Annotated in this window: 26 protein-coding genes; 22 read left to right on the forward strand and 4 right to left on the reverse strand. The window is 36.5% G+C overall.

Annotated elements, in window-relative coordinates; all coding sequences use genetic code 11:
- Positions 1-32 precede the first annotated feature (32 nt).
- The 16 genes from B2Z27_RS07370 (at position 33) to B2Z27_RS07450 (ending at position 13,307) form a co-directional block, all read left to right on the forward strand.
- Positions 33-959, forward strand: a complete 927-nt coding sequence (locus B2Z27_RS07370; RefSeq protein WP_286813180.1) for a bifunctional riboflavin kinase/FAD synthetase — start codon at positions 33-35, stop codon at positions 957-959.
- A gap of 2 nt (positions 960-961) precedes the next feature.
- Positions 962-2,293 carry an HTTM domain-containing protein gene (locus B2Z27_RS07375; protein WP_286813181.1) on the forward strand — a complete coding sequence of 444 codons (1,332 nt, stop codon included), beginning with the start codon at positions 962-964 and terminating at the stop codon, positions 2,291-2,293.
- A gap of 78 nt (positions 2,294-2,371) precedes the next feature.
- Positions 2,372-3,643, forward strand: coding sequence for a serine--tRNA ligase (gene serS, locus B2Z27_RS07380; RefSeq protein ID WP_286813182.1), 1,272 nt, complete (start codon positions 2,372-2,374; stop codon positions 3,641-3,643).
- 144 nt (positions 3,644-3,787) lie between these two features.
- Entirely contained in the window at positions 3,788-4,114 is a 327-nt protein-coding gene (locus B2Z27_RS07385) for a DMT family transporter (protein WP_215998535.1), read from the forward strand.
- A 38-nt stretch (positions 4,115-4,152) separates the two neighbouring features.
- A complete protein-coding gene (locus B2Z27_RS07390) occupies positions 4,153-4,800 on the forward strand; it encodes a DUF1801 domain-containing protein (protein ID WP_286813183.1) in 648 nt (215 codons plus the stop codon).
- A gap of 59 nt (positions 4,801-4,859) precedes the next feature.
- Positions 4,860-6,647: a tetratricopeptide repeat protein gene (locus B2Z27_RS07395; protein ID WP_286813184.1), complete on the forward strand. Its 1,788-nt coding sequence runs from the start codon at positions 4,860-4,862 to the stop codon at positions 6,645-6,647.
- Between the two features lie 71 nt (positions 6,648-6,718).
- A complete protein-coding gene (locus tag B2Z27_RS19830; RefSeq protein ID WP_339633006.1) occupies positions 6,719-7,354 on the forward strand; it encodes a DUF4286 family protein in 636 nt (211 codons plus the stop codon).
- Between the two features lie 17 nt (positions 7,355-7,371).
- Positions 7,372-8,238: a 16S rRNA (adenine(1518)-N(6)/adenine(1519)-N(6))-dimethyltransferase RsmA gene (gene rsmA, locus B2Z27_RS07410; protein WP_286813186.1), complete on the forward strand. Its 867-nt coding sequence runs from the start codon at positions 7,372-7,374 to the stop codon at positions 8,236-8,238.
- On the forward strand, positions 8,225-9,577 hold the full coding sequence (gene mgtE / locus B2Z27_RS07415; protein WP_058104117.1) for a magnesium transporter: 1,353 nt from the start codon (positions 8,225-8,227) through the stop codon (positions 9,575-9,577). The genes rsmA and mgtE overlap by 14 nt, the downstream gene beginning before the upstream one ends.
- Positions 9,578-9,693: 116 nt before the next feature.
- Positions 9,694-10,059 (forward strand): cupin domain-containing protein, encoded by a 366-nt coding sequence (locus tag B2Z27_RS07420; RefSeq protein ID WP_286813187.1) that lies wholly within the window; start codon positions 9,694-9,696, stop codon positions 10,057-10,059.
- A 10-nt stretch (positions 10,060-10,069) separates the two neighbouring features.
- The gene (locus B2Z27_RS07425; RefSeq protein WP_071341103.1) at positions 10,070-11,032 is read left to right on the forward strand and encodes a 2-hydroxyacid dehydrogenase; all 963 of its coding nucleotides are present in this window, start codon (positions 10,070-10,072) and stop codon (positions 11,030-11,032) included.
- The gene (locus B2Z27_RS07430; protein WP_091607340.1) at positions 11,016-11,471 is read left to right on the forward strand and encodes a DUF1801 domain-containing protein; all 456 of its coding nucleotides are present in this window, start codon (positions 11,016-11,018) and stop codon (positions 11,469-11,471) included. Before B2Z27_RS07425 ends, B2Z27_RS07430 begins: the two co-directional genes overlap by 17 nt.
- 6 nt (positions 11,472-11,477) lie before the next feature.
- Positions 11,478-11,864, forward strand: coding sequence for a VOC family protein (locus tag B2Z27_RS07435; protein ID WP_058104121.1), 387 nt, complete (start codon positions 11,478-11,480; stop codon positions 11,862-11,864).
- A 53-nt stretch (positions 11,865-11,917) separates the two neighbouring features.
- Positions 11,918-12,364: an NINE protein gene (locus tag B2Z27_RS07440; protein ID WP_286813188.1), complete on the forward strand. Its 447-nt coding sequence runs from the start codon at positions 11,918-11,920 to the stop codon at positions 12,362-12,364.
- A 77-nt stretch (positions 12,365-12,441) separates the two neighbouring features.
- On the forward strand, positions 12,442-12,765 hold the full coding sequence (locus tag B2Z27_RS07445; RefSeq protein WP_286813190.1) for an ArsR/SmtB family transcription factor: 324 nt from the start codon (positions 12,442-12,444) through the stop codon (positions 12,763-12,765).
- A gap of 41 nt (positions 12,766-12,806) precedes the next feature.
- Positions 12,807-13,307 carry a GNAT family N-acetyltransferase gene (locus B2Z27_RS07450; protein WP_286813192.1) on the forward strand — a complete coding sequence of 167 codons (501 nt, stop codon included), beginning with the start codon at positions 12,807-12,809 and terminating at the stop codon, positions 13,305-13,307.
- A 1-nt stretch (position 13,308) separates the two neighbouring features.
- On the opposite strand, the gene B2Z27_RS07455 is transcribed toward B2Z27_RS07450, so the two are convergent.
- From B2Z27_RS07455 to B2Z27_RS07465, 3 genes are all read right to left on the reverse strand, one after another.
- On the reverse strand, positions 13,309-15,129 hold the full coding sequence (locus tag B2Z27_RS07455) for a lysophospholipid acyltransferase family protein (RefSeq protein WP_286813194.1): 1,821 nt from the start codon (positions 15,127-15,129) through the stop codon (positions 13,309-13,311).
- 83 nt (positions 15,130-15,212) lie between these two features.
- A complete protein-coding gene (locus B2Z27_RS07460) occupies positions 15,213-16,460 on the reverse strand; it encodes an aspartate kinase (protein ID WP_058104126.1) in 1,248 nt (415 codons plus the stop codon).
- A gap of 44 nt (positions 16,461-16,504) precedes the next feature.
- Positions 16,505-16,987: a GNAT family N-acetyltransferase gene (locus B2Z27_RS07465; RefSeq protein WP_286813197.1), complete on the reverse strand. Its 483-nt coding sequence runs from the start codon at positions 16,985-16,987 to the stop codon at positions 16,505-16,507.
- A gap of 108 nt (positions 16,988-17,095) precedes the next feature.
- Between B2Z27_RS07465 and fbp the strand changes: the two genes are divergently transcribed.
- Positions 17,096-18,106: a class 1 fructose-bisphosphatase gene (fbp, locus tag B2Z27_RS07470; RefSeq protein ID WP_286813198.1), complete on the forward strand. Its 1,011-nt coding sequence runs from the start codon at positions 17,096-17,098 to the stop codon at positions 18,104-18,106.
- A 54-nt stretch (positions 18,107-18,160) separates the two neighbouring features.
- Here the strand turns inward: fbp and B2Z27_RS07475 are convergent, their stop codons facing one another.
- Positions 18,161-18,583, reverse strand: coding sequence for a TerB family tellurite resistance protein (locus B2Z27_RS07475; protein ID WP_058104129.1), 423 nt, complete (start codon positions 18,581-18,583; stop codon positions 18,161-18,163).
- 102 nt (positions 18,584-18,685) lie between these two features.
- On the opposite strand from B2Z27_RS07475, the gene B2Z27_RS07480 reads away from it, so the two are divergent.
- From B2Z27_RS07480 to pdeM, 5 genes are all read left to right on the forward strand, one after another.
- Positions 18,686-19,711 (forward strand): ligase-associated DNA damage response exonuclease, encoded by a 1,026-nt coding sequence (locus B2Z27_RS07480; RefSeq protein WP_286813199.1) that lies wholly within the window; start codon positions 18,686-18,688, stop codon positions 19,709-19,711.
- Positions 19,708-21,390 (forward strand): ATP-dependent DNA ligase, encoded by a 1,683-nt coding sequence (locus tag B2Z27_RS07485; RefSeq protein ID WP_286813200.1) that lies wholly within the window; start codon positions 19,708-19,710, stop codon positions 21,388-21,390. Before B2Z27_RS07480 ends, B2Z27_RS07485 begins: the two co-directional genes overlap by 4 nt.
- A 48-nt stretch (positions 21,391-21,438) precedes the next feature.
- Positions 21,439-21,756: a GIY-YIG nuclease family protein gene (locus B2Z27_RS07490; protein WP_286813201.1), complete on the forward strand. Its 318-nt coding sequence runs from the start codon at positions 21,439-21,441 to the stop codon at positions 21,754-21,756.
- Positions 21,757-21,798: 42 nt separating this feature from the next.
- Entirely contained in the window at positions 21,799-24,270 is a 2,472-nt protein-coding gene (locus B2Z27_RS07495; RefSeq protein WP_286813202.1) for a ligase-associated DNA damage response DEXH box helicase, read from the forward strand.
- 91 nt (positions 24,271-24,361) lie between these two features.
- Positions 24,362-25,033 carry a ligase-associated DNA damage response endonuclease PdeM gene (gene pdeM / locus B2Z27_RS07500; RefSeq protein WP_286813203.1) on the forward strand — a complete coding sequence of 224 codons (672 nt, stop codon included), beginning with the start codon at positions 24,362-24,364 and terminating at the stop codon, positions 25,031-25,033.
- Positions 25,034-25,040: the final 7 nt, after the last annotated feature.

Genomic DNA, 25,040 nt, shown 5'->3' on the forward strand with positions numbered 1-25,040 from the left:
CAAATATAAGTCTTTTTATTTTCTATCATAAGGTGATTACAGTCCGCAACATTTCCAAATACAAAGAAGAATATCCTACGGTCATTACCATAGGCACCTTTGACGGGGTACATATAGGCCACCTGAAAATACTTAATAAAATCATAAATCATGCCAAAAATACGGCATTGAAATCATCGGTTCTTACGTTTTTTCCGCATCCAAGAATGGTTTTACAGAAAGATGCCAATATAAAACTCTTGAACACTATAGATGAGAAAATTAATATTTTAGAGCGCTTAGGGTTAGATGTTCTTATTATCCACCCATTTACAAAAGAATTCTCTAGACTTACGGCAACAGAGTTTGTCCGTGATATTTTGGTTAACACCTTAAATACCAAAAAAGTAATTATTGGCTATGATCATAGGTTCGGCAGAAATCGTAATGCAAACATAAACGACTTGGTCACTTTTGGTAATACGTATGAATTTTCAGTAGACGAAATACCCGCCCAAGAAATAGATGATGTATCGGTAAGTAGCACCAAGATCAGAAAAGCTTTGGAAGAAGGTGATATTGAAACCGCCAACAGCTATTTAGGCTATGAATATATGCTTACCGGAACAATCATAAAAGGCAAGGGAATTGGCAAACAACTAGGTTACCCTACCGCCAACCTTTCCATTGCGGAAGATTATAAACTTATACCTAAAAATGGAGCCTATATCGTAAATAGTACTATTAACGGTAAAATAGTTTACGGAATGATGAATATAGGTTTTAACCCTACCGTAGACGGCACCAAACAATCCATAGAAGTCAATTTTTTTGATTTTGATGCGGATTTATACAATCTTAAATTACAAGTTAATATTTTGGTTCGTTTACGAGATGAACATAAATTTGAATCTGTTGATGCCCTAAAGGCTCAATTGGCAATAGACAAAGAAAAATCTCTTCACTATATAAATAAGTAATTATGCTTAATAGGTTATTATTTCAACGCATAGATAATAGCTCATTGATCATTTTTAGAATCTTCTTTGGCATTCTAATCTCACTTGAATGTTTTGGCGCTATTGCTACCGGCTGGGTGAATAGAAATTTAATTGCCCCAAAATTTAAATTTCCATTTATAGATTTCGATTTTTTACAACCTTTACCAGGCAACGGAATGTATTTCTACTTTGGTATAATGGGGCTAATGGGCATATGCATTGCATTAGGTTTTAAGTACCGGGCAAGTATGATAACGTTTACAACCATGTGGACGGCTACTTATTTAATGCAAAAGACCGCCTATAACAATCATTACTATCTTCTTATTTTAATTTCATTGATCATGTGCTTTTTTCCTGCCGAAAAAAGCCGTTCAATAGACGTTAAGCTTAACCCCAAAATAGAAAGCAATGCAATGTATGCATACATAAAATGGATCGTGGTGCTACAACTTTTCATTGTTTACACATACGCATCAATTGCTAAAATATATGGAGATTGGCTAGACTTCAGTACCATAGCCGTTTTAATGCATTCGAAGAGGAATTATTGGCTTGTTGGCGATATTTTACAGGAACCTTGGATACATACTGTTATAGGATCTGTTGGTATTTTGTTTGATTTACTCATTGTACCAGCATTACTTTGGAAACCGACCAGAAAAGCGGCTTTCTTTCTTTCATTATTCTTTCACCTATTTAATTCGATCATATTTCAAATTGGTATTTTCCCTTATTTATCCATAGCCTTCAGTGTTTTCTTTTTTGAGCCTGAAACCATCCGCAAAATTTTCTTTAAATCTAAAATTCCGTTTACTACATCAAAAGTCATCATCCCAAATTATAAAAACAGCTTATTGATCGTAGCTGCAGTATACTTTTTAACACAGCTGTTATTACCCGTTAGACATTATACTTTTGAAGATGATGTGCTATGGACCGAAGAAGGACACAGAATGAGCTGGCGTATGATGTTACGCAGTAGACAGGGCAAAGGCAGGTACAAAGTAGTGGACAAGAATACCGAAGAGGTTTTTATAATCAACCCCAAAGATTACGTATCTCGTAGTCAAGAGCGAAAGATATTTGCTTACCCAGATTTTGCCTGGCAGTTTGCCCAATATCTTAAAAAGGAATTCAAAGAGGAAAATAGGGACGTTTCCGTATACTTAGAAAATTCAAAAATTAGCATAAACCGTAAGCCGTACGAACCCTTTATAGATTCAAAGACCGACTTGGCGGGCGAGACATGGTACCGAACAAAACACCATAGCTGGATTCTTCCATCCCCTTACATCAAATCAGAAAAATAGATAATTGATGTTTAGTCTTAAAAAGTAGCTACTTAAAATATTAGATTAAGTAAATTTGCAGCCAAATACAATTCTACAATGTTACAAATACAGACCATTAGAGATAACAAAGAAGAAGTTATCCTAGCTCTTGAAAAAAGAAATATTGATGCACAACCATTAGTGGACAATGTGCTTAGATTAGATGAAAAAAGACGTGCTTCACAAACTAGTTTAGATAACGTTTTAGCTGAATCTAACAAGATTTCTAAAGAGATCGGCGTATTGTACAAGACAGGTAAAGTTCAAGAGGCAAATCTGTTGAAAGAGCAGACCGTAAAACTTAAGGAGGAGTCTAAGCAATTAGGCGACGACTTAAATGCAGCTGAAGAAGAGTTAAAATCATTATTATATCAATTACCTAATACTCCGCATACCTCGGTAGTAAAAGGTTCTTCTGAAGAGGATAATGAAGAAGTATTCAGTGAAGGCGAAGTGCCAAAATTGGATGAAGCTTCTTTGCCACACTGGGAGCTTGCCAAAAAATATGATATCATAGATTTTGAATTGGGCGTTAAAATTGCCGGAGCGGGATTCCCTGTATACAAAGGCAAAGGTGCAAGGTTACAACGTGCACTAATAGCTTATTTTTTAGATAAAAATACTGAAGCAGGCTATACTGAAATTCAAGTACCACACTTGGTAAACGAACTATCTGGCTATGGTACTGGGCAATTACCGGACAAGGAAGGACAAATGTACCATGTAACCGCAGACGACCTTTATTTGATACCAACGGCAGAGGTTCCTGTAACCAATATTTTTAGAGATGTTATTGTAAACGAAAGCGATTTCCCAATAACTTATACAGGTTACACGCCATGTTTTAGAAGAGAAGCAGGTAGTTATGGTGCACACGTACGTGGACTAAACCGTTTACACCAATTTGACAAAGTTGAAATTGTTCGTGTAGAACACCCTACAAAATCCTATGAAGCTTTAGACGGCATGGTTGAGCATGTGAAAAATATTCTACGTGAATTAAAACTACCATACCGTATACTAAGACTTTGTGGTGGTGATTTAGGATTTACCGCTGCGCTTACTTTTGATTTTGAAGTTTTCTCAACTGCGCAAGATAGATGGCTTGAGATTAGCTCGGTTTCAAACTTTGAAACCTACCAAGCCAATAGATTAAAATTACGCTTTAAAGACGAGAACGGTAAAAGCCAATTGGCACATACCTTAAATGGCAGCTCATTAGCATTACCACGTGTATTAGCTGGTATTTTAGAAAACTACCAAACCCCAGATGGCATTAAAATTCCCGAGGTGTTAGTACCTTATTGTGGGTTTGATATGATTGATTAAATCCTCAAAAGCCAACTTTTAAATATTGATTGATTTAACTTAAGGTTACAACAATCATTAAAACGTCATGAAACTTATAAATTTCATGATGTTTTTTTTTGATACCAATTAATTCTTCGATTTTTATATTTAAAATTGTTACTTATGAATTGGATAATATTAATTATCGCCGGCATATTTGAAGTAGCATTCGCTTTTTGTTTGGGTAAAGCAAAAGAATCTACCGGTAATGAAATGTATTTATGGTATATCGGTTTTTTAATAGCCTTAGCTATAAGTATGATACTCTTGGTAAAAGCAACGCAAACTCTTCCCATTGGCACTGCATATGCGGTTTGGACAGGCATTGGAGCCGTAGGTACGGTTTTAGTGGGCATATTTGTTTTTAAAGAACCCGCTACTTTTTTACGAATACTATTTTTAACTACATTGATCGGATCCATAATAGGCCTTAAAGTCGTTTCACACTAGCTCACACCATAATGTTCTTAAGACAATATTGAAAAAGTATGAACCTAAAAGTGGATGATTTTCTGAACGAACAAGAAGTATGGAAGAATGAGCTTTCATTGCTCCGAGAAATAATCCTAGTATGCGATGTTACAGAAGACTTCAAATGGAAACATCCTTGCTACACCAAAAATGGAAAGAACATTGTTTTAATTCACGGTTTCAAACAATACTGCGCTCTTCTATTTTACAAAGGTGCCCTGCTTAGAGACCCGCATTCTATTTTAATACAACAGACAGAAAACGTACAAGCGGGCAGGCAAATAAGGTTCAAGAATACAGAAGATATTTTAAAAATGAAAAAGGTGATCAAAGATTACATTTTTGAAGCCGTAGAAATTGAAAAATCAAATCTAATAATACCCACGAAAAAAGTTAGTGACTATGAAGTCCCTGAAGAATTGAAAATAATTTTTAAGGAAAATCCCACTTTTAAAAACGCATTTGAAAAATTGACCCCTGGTAGGCAAAAAGGATATTTATTATATTTTTCAAAAGCCAAACAATCTTCGACAAGGTTAGCCCGAATCAATAAATACACCAATAGAATTTTAAGCGGAAAAGGTCTTAATGATTGTATTTGCGGACTTTCAAAAAGAATGCCCAATTGCGACGGGTCTCATAAGGGCACCGTAACCATTTCATAAAATATGCTGTGATAATATATGCTTTGTAACAACTTACAGCATTCTATGTATCTTTGAGTATGCGGTTTATCCTTTTTCTAATTACATACATAACCTTTACAACATTTTGTTTTGCCCAAGATGATTTTTTGGCCAAACAATATTTTGCAGATGGTGATTTTGAAAAAGCTGTAGTATTCTACGAAAAATTGGTAGAAAAAAATCCCCGAAGAACAGAGTATGTGCAAGACCTAGTTGCTTGCTACCAACAGTTGGAAGCATACCAAAAAGCAGAATCTTTTTTGAATGCACGGTTAAATGACCGCAATCCTTACCCTACCCTGTTAATTGACCTTGGTTACAATTATGCGCTACAAGAACAGCAAGACCTGGCGCAAAAGAATTACGACAAAGCTTTGGCCATTATAGATAAAAATCCCAATTACGGATATGCCTTGGGACTTCAATTTCAGAAATACAACCTTTTGGATATGGCCATAAAGGCTTTTCAAAAATCAATGGAGTTAAACCCCGCTTTAAACTTCAATTTTCAATTGGCAAGAATTTATGGGGAACAGGGCAACGTTGAGGCTATGTATAATTCGTATTTAAATCTTGTTATTGATGGTAAAACTTCAAAAAGCAATATTCTAAGAAGCATAGACGATTTTGTATCGGAAGAACCGGAAAACCAAAATAACATTTTGCTAAAAAAAGTGTTATTGGAACGCGCTCAAAAGAATCCTGATATTTTATGGAACGAGTTATTGAGTTGGTTATTTGAAAAACAAAATCAATACGGTAGTGCATTTAGGCAAGAAAAAGCCATTTTTAAGCGTATGAATGGCAGTTCTACCAGTCGTTTAGAAAATTTAGGACAAAGCGCTCTGGAGAATGAAGAATATGAAATTGCTAAAGATATTTACAGCTATATCATTGAAAACACCAGTGATAAAATAGTTCAACTAGATGCAGAATTAAATCTAATTGATATTGAATTGGTTGGCGCAACGGATAGTACGTTAGACGTTATTCAAAAAAAATATGAGGAACTTGTGGATATTTATGGGTACAGATCACAAACCCTTCAGCTTCAGGTAGCCTATGCCAATTTTCTAACTTTTAAAAAGAACGACCCGGCACCTGCCGAAAAATTATTGAAAAACAGCCTTGAACTGCCCATGAGCGATAGAGGCACTGCCTATTTAAAATTGGCACTTGGAGATATTTTAGTGTTCAACAAAAAATTCAATGAAGCACTCATCTATTTTTCACAGATTCAGCAAAAACTTAAAAACGACGTTTTAGGTCAAAATGCACGGTTTAAAGTTGCACAGACCAGCTTCTACAAGGGAGATTTTGATTGGGCCTTAACTCAACTAAAAGTTTTAAGAAGCTCTACCTCACAGCTTATCGCAAATGATGCCATGCAGCTGAGCCTGTTGATATCCGATAATTCATTAGAAGATTCTACTCAAACAGCATTGAAAAAATATGCACGGGCAGATTTTTTAGCATACCAAAATAAAAACGATGAGGCGATCAATGCCTTGGGTGACATTCTAGAAAATCATAAGGGAGAAAAAATTGAGGACGAGGCTTTATTAAAGCAAGCCCAATTATACGAGAAACTTAAAAAATACGATGATGCGCAATTAAATTACCAAAAAATCATCACGTTCTATGGTAATGGTATTCTTGCAGATGATGCTTATTATGCCTTGGGAGAACTTTACAGAACAGTGTTCAATGACCCCATAAAAGCAAAAGAGCAATATGAAAAAATCATTTACAACTATCAAGATAGTTACTACTTCCCAGAAGCCCGCAAGAACTTCAGAATTTTAAGGGGAGATTCCATTAATTAAATTCAAGGGATATCTAATTCATAGTCAGGTCTAGTTGAACTAACTTTGCAATTCAATCTGAACAATAATACATGTACATATATAACGTTACCACCAATATAGAGGAAACAGCACATGACTCTTGGCTGCAGTGGATGAAAGAGACCCATATACCACAAGTACTATCTACCGGTAAATTTTTGAGCGCAAAATTCACCAAAGTTCTAGTAGAAGAAGACATGGGAGGCTATACGTATTCCGTGCAATATACGGTGCCCGATAAGGCAACATTAGATCGTTACTATGAAGAAGATGCCCCGGCACTCATGGAAAGTATCCAGAAAAAATTTGCCGGTCAGTTGGTTTCTTTCAAAACAGAATTAGAAGTTGTAGATGAATATTTTGTACAACGCGCTACTGCAACACATTTTTTGTTTACATATGGCACTTTACAAGAAAGAGAAGTTCAATTAGGAGTTTTTGCAAGACCTTTGAACGGATTTGAAGATGAATTACCGTCATATATAATATCCGACCAAAAAATAGCAGACCTCTACCCTACTTTGCAACATACAGGAAAAGCGGAAGATTCCATTAAAGGCCAAGTGTACACCCTGTCTCATCAAGAATTGCAAAAAGCCGATGTATACGAGGGCGAAGCGTATGAAAGAATTGAAATTCAATTGGCATCCGGTAAAAAAGCGTGGGCTTATATTGCAAAATTTTAAGCTTTTAAAATAGATTTATGGGAACAAAGAAAAAGAAATACAATGGAGATAAATATGCTCAAAAAAAGCATCAAGAAAAAGGTCCCGTAAAAGCAAAAAAACACCTTGGCCAGCATTTTCTAAAAGATGAGAATATTGCCAAACAAATAGCAGATACGTTATTACAGAAAGACTATAAAAATGTAATTGAAATTGGTCCAGGTACGGGGGTATTAACAAAGTACCTACTATTACGCAACAGTAATTTAGTGGCCATGGACTTAGATACGGAGTCTATCAACTACTTGAACGAAACTTTTCCACTAGAGCATCCAAAGGCATTTCAAGGCGAAGGTTCTTTTAAGGTTGTTGAAGCGGATTTTTTAAATTTCGATATCTCCACTTTATTTGGCAATGAGCAGTTTGGCATTACGGGTAACTTCCCCTATAACATCTCAACCCAAATAGTTTTTAAAATGTTAGAGCTACGAGATCAAATTCCAGAATTTTCGGGTATGTTTCAAAAAGAGGTAGCACAACGTATATGTTCTTCAGAAGGTAGCAAGGCCTATGGTATTCTTTCTGTATTGTCACAAGCATTTTATGATGCCGAATATTTATTTACCGTTGAAGCCGATGTCTTTGACCCCCCACCAAAAGTGCAATCGGGCGTTTTAAGATTGACCCGAAAAGAGAATTTTAAACTCCCTTGTGACGAACAACTACTTTATAGGGTAGTAAAGACAGCTTTTAACCAAAGAAGAAAGACATTACGTAACAGTTTAAAAACATTCACTTTATCAGATAATCTAAGAGAAGACACTATATTTGACCTTAGACCGGAACAATTATCGGTCGAAGATTTTATTGCATTGACGAAGAAAATAGCAGATGACACCCTTTAAACTTACAGACGAATTAGTTTCAGAAATAGAACAGCTCATTGAACAAAATAATGACGCTGAACTAAATGCTATGTTAGGGACCGTGCATTATGCAGATGTTGCGGAGATCATTAATGAACTGGATAAGGAGCAGGCAACTTATTTGATCAAATTATTGGACAGCGATAAAACATCGGATGTTCTAACAGAACTAGATGAAGATGTCCGTGAAGCTATTCTTAGTAACTTATCTACCAAGGAAATTGCGGGCGAGCTAGAAGAACTTGACACAGATGATGCTGCCGATATTATTGGTGAACTACCAAAAGAACAAATACAGGATGTTATCTCTAAAATTGAAGATAGGGAACATGCCAAAGATATTGTTGATCTTTTAAGATATGCCGAAGATTCCGCAGGGGGACTCATGGCAAAAGAGCTTGTAAAGGTGAACGAAAACTGGAACGTGCTTACATGCGTAAAAGAAATGCGCACACAAGCAGAGAACGTTACCCGCGTACATTCTATCTACGTAGTAGATGATGAAGATAAACTAAAAGGTCGTTTATCCTTAAAAGACTTATTGACCACTTCTACCAAAACCCACATAAAGGATGTTTTTATAAAAAATGTAGATTCGGTCAACGTTAATGAAGATCCAGAGGAAGTAGCTAGGATTATGAGCAAATATGACCTTGAAGCTATACCTGTGGTTGACGAAATTGGCAGGTTGGTGGGGCGTATTACAATTGATGATATTGTAGATGTCATTAAAGAAGAAGCGGAACGAGATTACCAAATGGCCGCGGGTATTTCACAAGATGTTGAGGCAGACGATAGTATTTGGGATTTAACTAGAGCTCGTTTACCATGGCTGATCTTAGGGCTTTTTGGTGGTGCAGCCGCCGCAGTAATTATGGGCGGTTTTGAAGAAATGTTTCGTGAGTATACCGTACTTTTTCTATTTACACCATTAATAGCGGCAATGGCAGGTAATGTTGGAGTACAATCTAGTGCTATTATAGTACAAGGTCTGGCCAATGACGACATTAAAGGAAGCATCAGTAATAGATTGATAAAAGAAATGTTATTGGCATTATTGAACGGGTTTATCCTGTCTTGCTTACTGCTTATTTTTACTTGGATTTGGAAAGGGGATTTTCCCACCTCATTGGCAATTTCCATATCACTGATCGCCGTTATTGTAGTAGCCGGTTTCATAGGCACATTTGTGCCATTGTTTTTAGACAAAAGAGGTATTGACCCCGCCATTGCAACAGGACCTTTTATTACGACCAGTAATGACATTTTTGGTATATTAATTTACTTCTCTATCGCAAAATTGATTTTGGGCATATAATTAACCCACTATCTTTTTTAGAATACTAAGGCTTTACGTATCTTACTGTATTCAATTTTACCTTAATTAAATCATTCTTTGCCATACCCTTCAAAAAGGATAAGGCAAGCAACCCTATGAAAAGCATTAATCTTAAAGAAAAACATAAACTTGTAGATGGGTATTGGCATCCGCACAAAATTGGCGTCGTGGATAATATGCAGGTATTATTGGCTAAGCTTAAAGGTGAATTTGTATGGCATTCACATGACAATGAAGATGAACTATTTCAAGTGACAAAAGGTACGCTATATATGCAATTTAGAGACCGTACGGAAGTGGTAAGACAAGGCGAATTAATTATTATACCCAAAGGTGTAGAACATTGCCCATTAACCAAAGACAATGAGGAAGTGCATATTATGTTATTTGAAAAACAAGGCATTGCACATACCGGTAATGTAATAGACGAAAAAACAAAGACAGAATACCCCAAAATATAATTGAACATAAATGAAAGTATTACACATAGATATAAACCACCCATTAATAATTGAACAGTTTGCTGAACTAGGTTTTACCAATGATGAAGATTATACTTCTTCAAAAGAACAGATAGAAGCTAAAATAGCTGATTATGATGGTCTGATTATTAGAAGTAGGTTTACAATAGACAAACAATTTCTTGATAAAGCAAAAAATCTAAAGTTCATTGGCAGATTAGGAGCCGGACTTGAGAACATTGATACCAAATATGCAAAATCATTGGGTATTTTTTTAGCAGCTGCACCTGAAGGCAATCGCAATGCCGTAGGTGAACATGCCTTGGGTATGCTTTTATCGTTATTCAACAAATTAAATACTGCCGACAAGGAAGTTAGAAATGGCAAATGGGACCGAGAAGGCAATCGCGGAATTGAACTAGAAGGAAAAGTAGTTGGTGTTATCGGTTATGGCAACATGGGCAAGGCCTTTGCTAAAAAACTAAAAGGTTTTGATGTGGAAGAAGTGATCTGCTACGATATTAAAGGCGGCGTTGAAGATGAAAACGCACGCCAAGTTGGTATTATGGAATTTCAAAGCAGGGTGGATGTCATAAGCCTCCATGTACCCCAAACAGAGTTAACCATAGGCATGATAGATGCAGAATATCTAGATAAGTGCAAAAAACCTATTTGGATTATTAATACTGCCCGGGGAAAATGTATAAAAACCAAAGATTTAGTTGATGCCTTAAAATCCGGTAAAGTTTTAGGGGCAGGTTTAGATGTATTGGAATATGAAAAAGCTTCGTTTGAAAACATGTTCACAGATGATAATCTTCCTGAGGCATTTCAGTATTTAATTGCATCTGACCAAGTAATGCTATCGCCACATGTAGCCGGTTGGACGGTAGAAAGCAAAATAAAATTGGCCCAAACCGTAGTTGATAAAATAAAGGCAAAATTCGAAAGCTATAATGAAGTACAAAGCTAACACACCAGACGAATATATTGCTCAATTACCACAAGAACGTAAAGAGGTAATTGAAAAGTTAAGGGCAATTTTACTTAAAAATTTGCCTAAGGGCTTTACAGAGCAATTGAGTTATGGTATGCTGGGCTATGTTGTGCCACATTCGCTTTATCCGGCAGGTTATCATGTTCAACCAGAACTACCTCTACCTTTCATTAATTTGGCATCGCAAAAAAATTATATTGCACTGTACCACTCCGGTATTTATGCAGACAACACATTAATGAGTTGGTTTAAGGACGAATACCCCAAATATTGCAAGCGTAAATTGGATATGGGCAAAAGCTGTATACGATTTAAAAGTATGGATGACATCCCGTATTCTTTAATAGAAGAACTATGCACTAAAATGACCGTAAAGAATTGGATCGATCTGTATGAAAATACTATTAAAAGATAAATAGATATGAAAAAAAGAGTTACGGGACTAGGCGGCTTTTTCTTTAAGACCAAAGATCCCGATCATTCAAAAAATTGGTACAACAAACACTTAGGTTTAAATACCGATCAATATGGCTGTACTTTTTGGTGGAAAGACAAAGAAGGAAACGACTGTTCTACACAATGGAGCCCTATGAATAACGACACTACCTATTTTAACCCTAGCAAATCTAGTTTTATGATGAATTTTAGGGTTGAGAATCTTGTAGAACTTTTGAAAGTTTTAAAAGAAGAGGGAGTCACGGTAATTGGTGAGATCGAAGAATTTGAATATGGAAAATTTGGTTGGATTTTAGACCCAGATGGAAACAAGATAGAACTTTGGGAACCAGTTGATAAAGCATTTTTATGATGTTAAAATAATTGCTACATTTAACACTTATTAACCACCAAACAACAATTAAAATGTCAGACGAGAATAAAAATTTCGGAGATAAGGCTGAAGATGCTTTTGATAGCGCAAAAGAATCGGCCAAAGAATTTTCTGAAGATGCAAAAGAATCAGCTAAAGAATTTAGTGAGAATGCCAAGAAAACTGCCGATGAATTTACTGCTGGAGCAAGGGAAGCTTTTAGTGGAGCAGGAGGAGAAAACAAAAAGGTCCTTGCAGGTATTTTAGCCATATTACTAGGTTCACTAGGTGTTCACAAGTTTATCTTAGGCTATCAAAAAGAAGGATTTATACTTTTAGGTGTATCTATCGCTGCTTGGGTATTGTCATGCCTTGCCATTGGATTATTATTCATTTGGATACCGAGCGTTATTGGATTAATTGAAGGTATCATCTACCTAACAAAATCAGACGAAGAATTTTATAACACGTACCAAGTAGGTAAAAAACCTTGGTTCTAAATAACTTGAGCCAGATATCATATATCTGGCTTTTTTTAATTTTTTAATATCGTAATATTGCTATATACAAATATCTTATGGGGTTAACGAAATCACAAATATTCAATGCAGAGCAAAATGACCTAGCTATTATTTTTAAAGTGCTTTCTAATCCCGCTCGCATTGCCATACTACAATACATAAGTCGGCAAGATGCTTGTATTTGCAATGATATTGTTGATGAAATAGGTTTGGCACAACCAACAATATCGCAGCATCTAAAAGAATTGAAGAGTATTGATTTAATTAGAGGTGAAATTGAAGGCAAAAAAGTTTGTTACTGTATAAATCTCCAAAAATGGACAGCAATACAGGACTTGTTGAATTCATTTTTTAATACTACTAAAAGTAATTGTTGCTAATGAATCTTAAAATTATTGAATTCCATTAAAGCTAATAAAGTATGAATAATATAACCATAAGAGCAATGTTGGCTACTGATTGGAATGCTGTATCAGAAATATATGTAGAAGGTATTTCAACCGGCATAGCCACTTTTGAAACATGTGCACCAAGCTATGAAGCATGGGATGCAGCCCACATGAAAAACTGTCGTTTTGTTGCTGAAAGCAATGGTGAAATATTAGGTTGGGTTGCCCTCTCTCCCGTTTCTAATAGATGTGTTTATGGTGGTGTAGCAGAAATTAGCGTTTACATTGCTGGTAACAATAGAGGTAAAGGTCTTGGAAAATTGTTACTGGAACACGTCATAATCGCAAGTGAAAAAGAAGGCATCTGGACATTACAATCTGGCGTATTCCCTACAAATTATGGAAGCATAAAAGTTCATGAAGCTACAGGTTTTAGAATGATAGGTAAACGCGAGCGTATAGGAAAATTACATGGCAAATGGGTAGATAACGTGCTTTTTGAAAGGCGTAGTAAAATTGTTGGTATAGACTAAATTATGCTTCGTTATCAGTATTTTGACCTTCAAGCAACCTTCGCTCCAATTCAGCTTGAAATTCTTCCATAACAGGTTTAACCGTGCTTTCTGGAAGATCTGCTATTTTAATATACATTAATCCGTCTACAGAATTATTAAAAAGTGGGTCAACATTAAAAGCCACCACTTTTGCATTTTGCTTAATGTATTTTTTAATTAAAACCGGTAAGCGTAAATTACCAGGTTCTACTTCATCGATCAAGCGATCAAACTTATTTAAATCGGCCTGGGTTTCATCAAAAACAAATTCTTTATCGGCATCCTTTAGTTTTACCTTAAATTCCTTTTTAGGTCTAATGTATTGCGCCACATAGGGATCCCAGTAATTGGACTTCATGAACTCGATCATCAAAGACTTAGAAAAATTAGAGAACTGGTTACTTATACTAACCCCTCCTATTAAATACTTATGCTCTGGAAAACGCAAAGTAGTATGCACAATACCTTTCCATAACAAGAATAATGGCATTGGTTTTTGCTGATACTCTTTTGTGATATAAGCACGACCCATTTCTATGGAATGCTTCATCATATCATAGAGTTCTGGCTCTACCCTAAATAAATCCTGTACATAAAAACCATCTATACCATGAGCAGGAAATATCTCTGAACCCATACCCATTCTATAAGCTCCAACAATACATTTAGCATCATCGTCCCAAAGAAAAAGGTGGTGATAGTAGGTATCAAAATTATCAAGATCTATAGCTTTATTGGTACCTTCTCCAATAGCCCTAAACGTTACCTCTCGCTGTCTACCAATTTCTTTTAAAATAAACGGCATATCCTTTTCTTTGGCTAAAAAAACCTCATAGTTCTTACTCTGCAGCAACCTACAATCCTTCTCCCTTAGCTTCTCAATTTCACCCTCCATAACCTCTTTACGAACCGCATCCGCAATTTTCTTTGGTTGCTTGGGCAGTTTAAGTGAAGTAGGTATTTGATCAATTAAACGCTCTTTCTCATAGGCGTTAGAGAGCATGTATGTTTTACGGCGCAAAAGATCAGTATATTCTTCAATACTTTGCTGTTCTTGCTGGGTGGTAAGTGAAATAGGTTGACCAATTCTAACTTTGATCGGTCTATTGCTTTGGGAAAAAACCTGTGAAGGTATCATGGCAGTTCTTAAAGAATCGCCCAACTTAGAGATCCTATAGAACAAAGAGCTGTTTTTGGCATGAAAATATATGGGTACTACGGGTACATTTGCCTTTCTGATCAGTTTAATGACCGCTTCTTCCCAAGGCTTATCAACAATTAACTTACCGTCTCTATACGTAGATACTTCGCCCGCAGGAAATACACCCAGTACATGACCATTCTTTAAATGTTCTAAGGTTTTCTTGAATCCGGCTAAATTGCTTCTAGCATCTTTATGGTCATTAAAAGGATTTACCGGTAATATATAAGGTTTTAAAGGCACCATTCTCTCTAAAAGAAAATTCGCCATTATTTTATAATCTGGACGTTGACGCAACATTAGCTTGAATAACAGAATACCGTCTATTGCCCCCAAAGGATGATTACTGATAGTAACGTATGGTCCTTCTTTAGGCAGACGTTTAAAATCTTCCTCAGGAATTTCATAGTCAATATCAAAATGCTCTAAAATGGCATTGGCATAGCTTTCCCCCTCTAAATGGGCAATAGAATCATAAAATCTATTGATAGCCGATATACGTGTAACCTTCATTAACACCCAACCAACAAAGGTTCCCAATACCCCATATTTGGAGAGGTTAATGGCTTTGGCTATTTCTTTTGCGGTGACTAAACCCATATATTCATCCTCATTTTAAAATGTAAATATAGGCAAATAGCCAAAGTAGCTACCAATAATAAATTAGTGAAATAGTGACTGTATTACTTCACTACCAATTGAACGGTTTCCGTACCGCGCTGCTCCAATAACAACTCATGTCCGTTTTGCAAGGTCTCTAAAGCCTTATTGTCAAAATGCCTTATGGTATATAAAGAAACATTCTCGTGGTGTACCACTTTAAACTTACTTTTTAGCTGTTGTAATAACGCAGCCAACCCTCCAAATTTATTATCGATACAAACAGAAAAGCTAATAGCGGAATTCTGAATTAAATCTACCTTAATTTTATGCTGATGGAATAATTTAAAAAGCTCACTAATACTGTCTTCTACGATAAATGAAAAATCCAATGAGGATAATTTCATTAGTACCTGATTCTTCTTCACTATAAAGCAAGGTACTTTTGGTTCTATACCAACACCCTTGCCTACCGTAGTACCTTTATCTTTTGGGTTGACAAAAGATTTTACATGCAAAGGAATTTCCTTGCGCTGTAGAGGCTGCAATGTTTTAGGGTGAATAACGGATGCCCCATAAAAAGCAAGTTCAATAGCCTCTCTATACGAGATATTGTTAAGTAATTGTGTTTCTTCAAAATATCTAGGATCCGCATTTAAAACGCCTGGAACGTCTTTCCAAATGGTTACGGAATCCGCATTTAGGCAATAGGCCAAAATAGCTGCCGTATAATCAGAACCTTCACGTCCCAAGGTTGTTGTAAAGTTATTATCATCACTGCCTAAAAATCCTTGCGTTATGTTAAGAACCTTTTTATCAATATTGGTAACGTTCTTTTGCGTACGTTCCCAATCTACAGTGGTATCTCTATAACTACTGTCTGTCTTAATATAGTTTCTTACATCTAACCATTGGTTTGCAATGCCAATCTCTTTTAAATACGCACTAATTATTGTTGTAGATAACAGCTCACCATAACCTACAATTTGATCATAAACAAAATTATAATTGGGAGATTTGTTCCAAACCAGAAAGCCGTTTATTTCATCGATCAATACTTTTATTTCTTTATAAATGGTATGTGAAGCATTTGGAAATAATTCTGATACTATAGCATGATGATAATCGACCAACTCAGAAACCTTAGCTGGTATTTCTTGTTTATCATTAAAATAGGCATTAATAATATCTTCCATGGCATTGGTGGTTTTCCCCATTGCCGAAACTACCAGTAACGTATTATCATACCCTACTTCCCTTAGAACCTTAACTACATTTTTAACCGCATTTGCATCTTTTACAGATGCTCCTCCAAATTTAAAAACCCTCATATTCAATCTATATCTAATCTATTTATTTTCTTTTTCCTTAGTTCTTATGCAATGGCATTTAAATATGCTTTAATACCTTTTTGATCTAATTGAACTACATCCCAATCTCTCATTACATTGGCACCTTTACTTTCATAAAAACCTATGGCAGGCTCGTTCCAATCCAGCACTTCCCAACAAATTCTTCTTACCCCTAATTCATCACCATACTTCACCACTTCATCTAAAAGCGCCGTACCCAATCCTGTACCGCGCATTTCTTTGGTGACGATCAGGTCTTCTAAATGAATAACCGGTCCTTTCCACGTAGAATATCTTGGGTATACCAATGCCATACCTACAATTTTTTGATTCTTTTCTGCAACAAAACAGTGAAACAATTTCTGTTTACCAAATCCATGTTCCTTTAAATCTTGTACACTAACCTCAACGGCGTGTTCTTCCTTCTCAAAAGTGGCCAATTCTTGAATTAATTGATGCACTTGTTCCATGTCCCCTGCTTGGGCAACTCTAATTGTATACTTCATAATTGTTACAAATAAAACACAAAGTTATAAATTTAAAAAATGTAATTAAAATGAAAATGAAACGTTTAACAAAATACACGATATTTGTATATAACCATAAACTAAAGAATGTCTCCAAAAACAAATCAGACCCTAGGGGAGTTTATTATTGAAAATCAAGATTCATTTCAGTACTCTTCGGGCGAATTATCAAAACTTATTAATGCCATTAGATTAGCGGCCAAAGTTGTAAACCATGAGGTAAGCAAAGCAGGACTAATTGATATTCTAGGTGGCGTAGGCGAAACCAACATTCAAGGTGAAGACCAACAAAAACTGGATCTTTTCGCGAACGATAAATTTATTCAAACATTAAAAAACCGGGAAATTGTATGTGGTATCGCCTCGGAAGAGGAAGATAGTTTTATCAGCATCAACAGTAACGATGATAACCACCAGAACAAATATGTAGTACTGATCGACCCTTTAGACGGCTCGTCCAACATCGATGTAAACGTTTCTGTGGGTACCATTTTTTCTATTTATAGACGGGTTACCCCTATTGGAACACCTGTTACTATGGAAGATTTTTTACAGCCTGGTCACAAACAAGTTGCCGCCGGTTACGTAGTTTACGGCACCTCTACTATGTTGGTGTATACCACAGGTGATGGTGTAAACGGTTTTACCTTAAACCCTGCATTGGGTACTTTTTACCTATCGCACCCAAATATGCAATTCCCGGAAGATGGTAGAATTTACTCCGTAAACGAAGGTAATTATGTGCATTTTCACCAAGGTGTAAAAGATTATATCAAGTACTGCCAAATGGAAGAGGATGATAGACCATATACCTCAAGATATATTGGATCCTTGGTTTCAGATTTTCATAGAAACATGATCAAAGGTGGTATTTACATGTACCCTAAAAGTAGTGTTACAGAAAGCGGTAAATTAAGGTTACTATATGAATGTAATCCTATGGCATTTTTAGCTGAACAAGCGAACGGACTTGCAATTGGCGGCAAAAATCGAATTATGGACATACAACCAACAGAACTGCACCAAAGAGTTCCTTTCTTCTGCGGAAGTAAGAACATGGTCATAAAACTTCAAGAATTTTTAGATAAATATCATTAATAAAAAAGGGAGCTAAAAGCTCCCTTTTTCTTTTCCCCTTTTCAAGGCTAAAAATTATTTCTTTAATAGATACAGATAATCTTCAAAATCAATTTTTCCTCCAAAAATAGCTACAGAACGCTCAATAACCTTATCTGCTTTATCACCGGTAAAACCAAGACCAATAGCATACTTTTTAATTAAAATTCTTTCTTCGTCATCAATTTCATGATCAGAATAAACAATTCTAAATAGGTCATATAAACGCTCCAATCTTTTTTCGGAATCTGGCGTTGAATCTATTGGATATTTATTTTCTTTCTTAAAAACCTCCTCATACTCAGATTTGGTGATATCTAGTTTCGTAGCAAAACGATCTAGCATTTTTCTTTCCTCTGTACTAATTTCACCGTCTACTGACGCTAAAGTTGCCAAAGCTGCAAAGTGGGCCAAATTTCTTCTGTGCTCACCGCTAGTATATAAATCTGCAAAAGACATATCTTATTTTTTAATTATTGAGCAAATATAATTTTTTTAGAGGTCATAGTTTACTTTGACATCAACTTTGTTAAAATACAAAATTTGTAACTTGACAAAGCTATGAAAACTCCCTTATTACAATTTACCAACAATGGTATTTATTGCGAAAAAGCCAATGTATACCTAGATCCGTGGAAACCGGTAGACCACGCCATAATCTCTCATGGGCATGCAGACCATAGTAGATATGGTCATAAGAAATATATAACCCACTACCGCAACGTACCAATAATTCAACATCGTTTAGGTGAAATAAATGTTACCGGAAAAGAATGGGGAGAAGTCTTCACGGTCAACAATGTAAAGTTTAGTCTTCACCCAGCAGGGCATATTATTGGCTCGTCACAGATTAGGGTAGAACATAAAGATGAGGTTTGGGTTTTTACAGGAGATTATAAAACTGAAAATGATGGTATTTCCACACCGTACGAACCTATAAAATGTGACACCTTTATTACAGAGTGTACTTTTGGACTACCTGCATTTAAATGGACACCCCAAGAAGAAGTTCTAGAAAACATCAATAAATGGTGGGCAGAAAATAGAGCTGAAGGTAAAACATCCATACTCTTTGGATATAGTCTAGGCAAAGCACAACGATTATTAAAATACCTAGATACCAACATAGGAGAAATATACACCCATGGCGCCATTGAAAATATGACCCAGGTACTTAGACCGATGGTAGATTTTCCTAAAACCACTTTAATTACCAGAGATACCAAAAAAGAGCAGCTATTGGGCAACATCGTTTTAGCACCACCAAGTGCCCATGGTAGTACTTGGATCAGAAAAATGGTACCCTATGTTACTGCTTCCGCAAGCGGATGGATGACCTTTAGGGGAGCAAGACGAAGAAGGGCTATTGACAAAGGTTTTGTTTTAAGCGATCATTGCGATTGGCCCGGTCTTTTAGAAAGTATTGAAGCTACAGGCGCCGAAAAAATCATATGTACACATGGCTATACCGATATATTCTCGAAATATTTACGGGAACAAGGATATGATGCCCGTACAGAAGCTACGCAATATGGTGAAGAAGAAACAGAAGCTGCATTAGCTTCAAAATCTACCGCATCTGTATGAGAAATTTTGCACAGCTTATAAAAACCTTGGATAGTACCAACAAAACTACGGTTAAGGTACAGGCATTGACCGACTATTTTCTTAAAGCCGATGATGCCGATAAGGTTTGGACCATCGCAATTTTATCGCATCGTAGACCACCAAGACCGGTAAACACAACGCTATTAAGAACTTGGGCTTCAGAATTGGCAAACATTCCACTGTGGTTATTTGAAGAAAGCTATCATATTGTTGGTGACATCGCAGAAACTATCGCCTTGGTTATTCCTGCAGCCGACCAATCATCGGACAAAAGTTTAACCGATTTTCTTCAAGAAATGATTGCCCTTAAAAAGAAGACAGACGAAGAAAAAAGAGCGTATCTCTACGAAAATTGGAGTGTTTTAAACTATTACGAACGGTTTGTGTTCACTAAACTGATTACTGGTGGATTCAGAATTGGGGTAAGTCAAAAACTAATGACACGTGCCCTTGCAAAAGCCACCCAAATTGATGAAGATATTCTAGCCTATAAATTAATGGGCAACTGGGACCCGAATAAAATCACTTTTCAGCAATTGGTTTTAGAGGAAAATGAGAGCGATTACCTTTCAAAACCTTATCCTTTTTATTTGGCTTATGCCATTGAAGGTGAAGTGTCAGACCTAGGCGATATACAAGAATGGTCTGCAGAACATAAGTGGGATGGAATTCGTTCTCAAGTGATCTTAAGAAACAATGAATTATTTGTTTGGAGCCGTGGCGAAGAATTGGTAACGGATAAGTATCCCGAATTTGAAAAATTCATAGGCGTTATCCCAAACGGTACGGTCATAGATGGTGAAATTCTCCCTTTTCCAAAAGGTGGTATTGGCACCTTTAACGATTTACAAACCCGCATTGGTAGAAAAAACGTAACCGCCGCACTTTTAAAAAAAGTTCCGGTAATCTTAAAAGCATATGATATTCTTGAATGGGAAGGAGAAGATATTCGCCAATTACCTTTTGTAGAACGTAGAGAAATTTTAGAACATCTTTTTAAAAATGTCACTGAGCAAAGCCAAAGTGAGGACATTGAACGTAGCCGAAGTGAGGTCACTGAGCGTAGCCGAAGTGATGTTCCCCTTCACCTCTCTAAAACCATGTATTTTAATTCATGGGAAGAGATGGCTGAAGAAAGAGACCGCTCTCGCGAAATGCACAGTGAAGGCTTAATGATAAAAAGAAAAGATTCTCCCTATTTAGTCGGTCGTAAGAAAGGCGATTGGTGGAAATGGAAAGTTGACCCACTGACCATAGATGCTGTTCTTACCTATGCCATGCGCGGTCATGGTAGGCGAAGTAATCTTTTTACAGATTATACTTTTGCCCTTTGGAAGGATAATGAAGAAGGAGAAAAAGAACTGGTAACCTTTGCAAAAGCATATTCCGGATTAACCGATGCGGAATTTAGAAAACTTGATGCTTGGATAAAGAAAAACACCTTAGAAAGATTTGGACCCGTTCGTAGTGTTACTCCGCATCATGTGTTTGAAATCGCCTTTGAGGGTATAGCACTATCTAAAAGACATAAAAGTGGTGTTGCTACCCGTTTTCCTAGAATGCTACGCTGGAGAAAAGATAAAAACATTCATGAAGCAAATACCTTGGATGATTTGAAGGGATTAATTCCGAGCGAAGCGAAGGAATCTGTTAAATAAAAAACAAATAGTTAATTTACATCTGTTGATTTCACAAGCCTAAATAAAATGAAAGGATATGTCTATATAACAACCAATAAAAATAAAACAGTTCTTTATGTTGGAGCTACAGATGATATTAAAAGAAGAATGAATGAACATAAAAACAGAATATATCCAAATGCTTTCACCAAGAAATACAATTGCGATATACTAGTTTATTTTGAGGAATTTGAAAACGTGGAAGATTCATTTAAAAGAGAATTGAAATTAAAAGCTGGCAATCGGAAAAAAAAGGAAGAGTTAATAAACTTAATGAATCCTGAATGGGGTGATCTTTCCATTAATTGGTTAGATGATAACTTTAAGTTTCGGAACAAAAAATAAAATTCAAGAATAAATTAAACAGATTGCTTCGCTTTACTCGCAATGGTAAAAAGACAAGAACTCTACGATATAGCCGAAAACTGGTTTCAAGAGCAAAACTGGAAACCATTCAAGTTCCAAAAAGATACTTGGAAAGCTTTTCTACAAGGTAAAGACGGACTCCTAAATGCTCCAACCGGTAGTGGCAAAACCTATGCCTTATGGTTTCCTATTGTTTTAAATTACATAAAGAGCAATCCTAACTACAAGACCAAACATAAAAAAGGGCTAAAAGCTATTTGGATAACGCCATTACGTGCATTATCGCAAGAAATTAAGCAATCGGCAGAACGTATTACGCAAGACCTGGGCACACAGATGACCGTGGGTATCCGCTCTGGAGATACTACCGCCAAAGAGCGGGCGCAACAAAAAAAGCAAATGCCCGATCTGCTGATTACCACTCCAGAAAGTCTTCAGTTACTTCTTGCTACAAAAGGTTATGATAAAATTTTTAAAGACTGCTCGGCAATTGTAGTAGATGAATGGCATGAAATTTTGGGCACAAAACGTGGCGTACAAATGGAGCTTGCTTTATCACGTTTAAAAAATATATCCTCGCAATTAAGAATTTGGGGCATCTCTGCAACCATTGGAAATCTAGAACAGGCACGAGATGTTTTGTTGGGCATTGATTCTAAAACGATAGAAAACTCGGTGCTCATAAAAGCCAAACTCAACAAAAAGATCACGGTTAAAAGTATCATTCCCAAAAAAATGGAAACCTTTCCATGGCGTGGTCATTTAGGTTTACATCTTTTAGAAGATGTTGTCCCTATAATCAATAATAGCAAGACCACTTTACTCTTCACCAATACCCGTAGCCAATGTGAAATCTGGTTTCAAAAAATCTTGGAAAAGCACCCAGAATATGCGGGAGAAATGGCAATGCACCACGGTAGTATAAATAAAGAAACTCGCGTTTGGGTTGAAAATGCAATTCGTAATGAACAGTTGAAAGCGGTGGTTTGTACCTCAAGTTTGGATCTTGGAGTAGATTTCGCCCCTGTAGAAACGGTGGTACAGATTGGAGGACCCAAAGGTGTTGCTCGTTTTTTACAACGTGCCGGTCGCAGTGGTCATAGTCCCGGTAAGGAAAGTGTCATTTATTTTTTACCAACCCACGCCATTGAACTTATTGAAGCATCGGCTTTGCAAAAAGCGGTAAAGCTGAATACGGTAGAAGACCGTATACCTTACCTTAACAGTTATGATGTGCTTTTACAATACTTGACCACCTTGGCAATATCTGACGGATTCTACCCTAAAGAAATTTTTCAAGAAGTAAAGCAAACTTTTTGCTACCAAACGTTGACCAAAGACCAGTGGCAATGGTTATTGAATTTTTTGGTGATGGGCAGTCAAAGCCTACAAAGCTATGATGAATACAAAAAAGTAGAAATTGAGGAGGATGGCAAATTTAAGGTCAATAACCGTGGTGTTGCCATGCGGCATCGTTTTCAAATAGGCACTATTGTTGGCGATGTAAACTTATCTGTTAAGTACCAAAAAGGAGGATATATAGGATCTATAGAAGAGTTTTTTGTTTCTAAATTGAACAAAGGCGACGTGTTTACATTTGCCGGTAGAAATCTAGAATTCATCCGAATAAAAGAAATGACGGTTCAGGTACGCAATAGCAACAAGAAAACCAACAAAATCTCTAGTTGGATGGGAAGTAGATTAACCCTTTCCGCACAAATGTCAGAGTTATTGCGAAATGAATTATACAGTTCAGGCGAACCATTAAAAAATCAATCCGCAGAAATAAGGGCTTTAGCACCACTTTTTGAAAGGCAAAGACGAGATAGCATTGTACCCAAACCCTCGGAATTTTTAATTGAAACCTTTAAGACCAGAGACGGGTATCACCACCTCTTCTACCCTTTTGAAGGCAGATTTGTTCATGAAGCCATGGGCAGTTTATTGGGCTATCGCATAAGTCTATTATCGCCTATTACATTTTCGCTGGCATTCAATGATTATGGTTTTGAACTATTATCCGACCAACCCATAGACATTAAGCAAGTATTGGACAATGACCTGTTCACTACAGATTTTATGCTAGATGATTTGCAAAAAAGTCTGAATGCCACAGAAATGGCTCGACGAAGATTTAGGGATGTTGCCATTATAAGTGGTATGGTCTTTACTGGATACCCAAAAAAAGGTATTAAAATGAAGCACTTGCAAAGCAGTTCTCAGCTATTGTTCGACGTGTTTAGGGATTACGAACCAGAAAATTTACTCTACCAACAAGCCTTTACAGAAACCTTTGAGCACCAGTTGGAAGAAGGGAGATTACGATTATCGTTAGAGCGCATTGCCACGCAAGAAATTGTTTGGAAAGAATGCGCAAAACCTACCCCGTTTTCTTTCCCGCTGATTACCGATCGTATGAGCAGGGAAAAATTGTCTAGTGAAAAGCTAGCAGACCGTATTAAGAAAATGGCAGCCTTATTGATGAAGAAATAAAGAACCTTGCCCCCTAACCCCTAAAGGGGGAATTGCTATTCTTGAAATCAAAATAAATTATTTATCCGGACTTTCTTGTAATTTTGTCTTAATGACCCATTCTATTACCCTACATGATCAAATTTTTGAAATGCATTTTTCTGGCGCATTATTTTGGGAAAAGCATTCCATACTTTTAATTAGTGATGTGCATTTGGGCAAGGTTTCCCATTTTAGAAAATATGGCGCTGCGGTACCACAACAAGCCGTACAGCAAAATTTTGATGCGTTAACAGCGGTCGTTGAACATTTTAAACCAAAATCCATCCTGTTTTTGGGCGATTTGTTTCATTCTGCCTTAAATATAGAATGGTCACTTTTTGAGCAATGGGTGCAAACTACATCTCAAGAAATTATATTGGTAAGTGGCAATCACGATATCATTTCTCCGCTGAAATATGAAGCGCTAAATATTAAGGTAATTCCAGAATTAACGCTTGATTCTTTTCTACTTACACATCATCCAGAGGAGCGCGATGGTTTCTTCAATTTTTCAGGGCATATTCATCCCGCCATTAAATTGAGTGGATTAGGTAGGCAATCGGTGCGTTTACCTTGCTTTTACAAAACGGAACATCAAATGATCGTACCTGCTTTTGGAGAGTTTACGGGCACCTATACCCTAGAACCTTGTGAGGGCTGTGAAGTCTATGCCCTTTTGGGTGATGCCGTATTGCCCGTACCTATAAAAGAGGTGAAAAAAAGGCGGTTTAAACGAAAATAGTCCATTT

The sequence above is a fragment of the Maribacter sp. UBA3344 genome, assembly GCF_002362375.1.
Lineage (GTDB): Bacteria > Bacteroidota > Bacteroidia > Flavobacteriales > Flavobacteriaceae > Maribacter > Maribacter dokdonensis.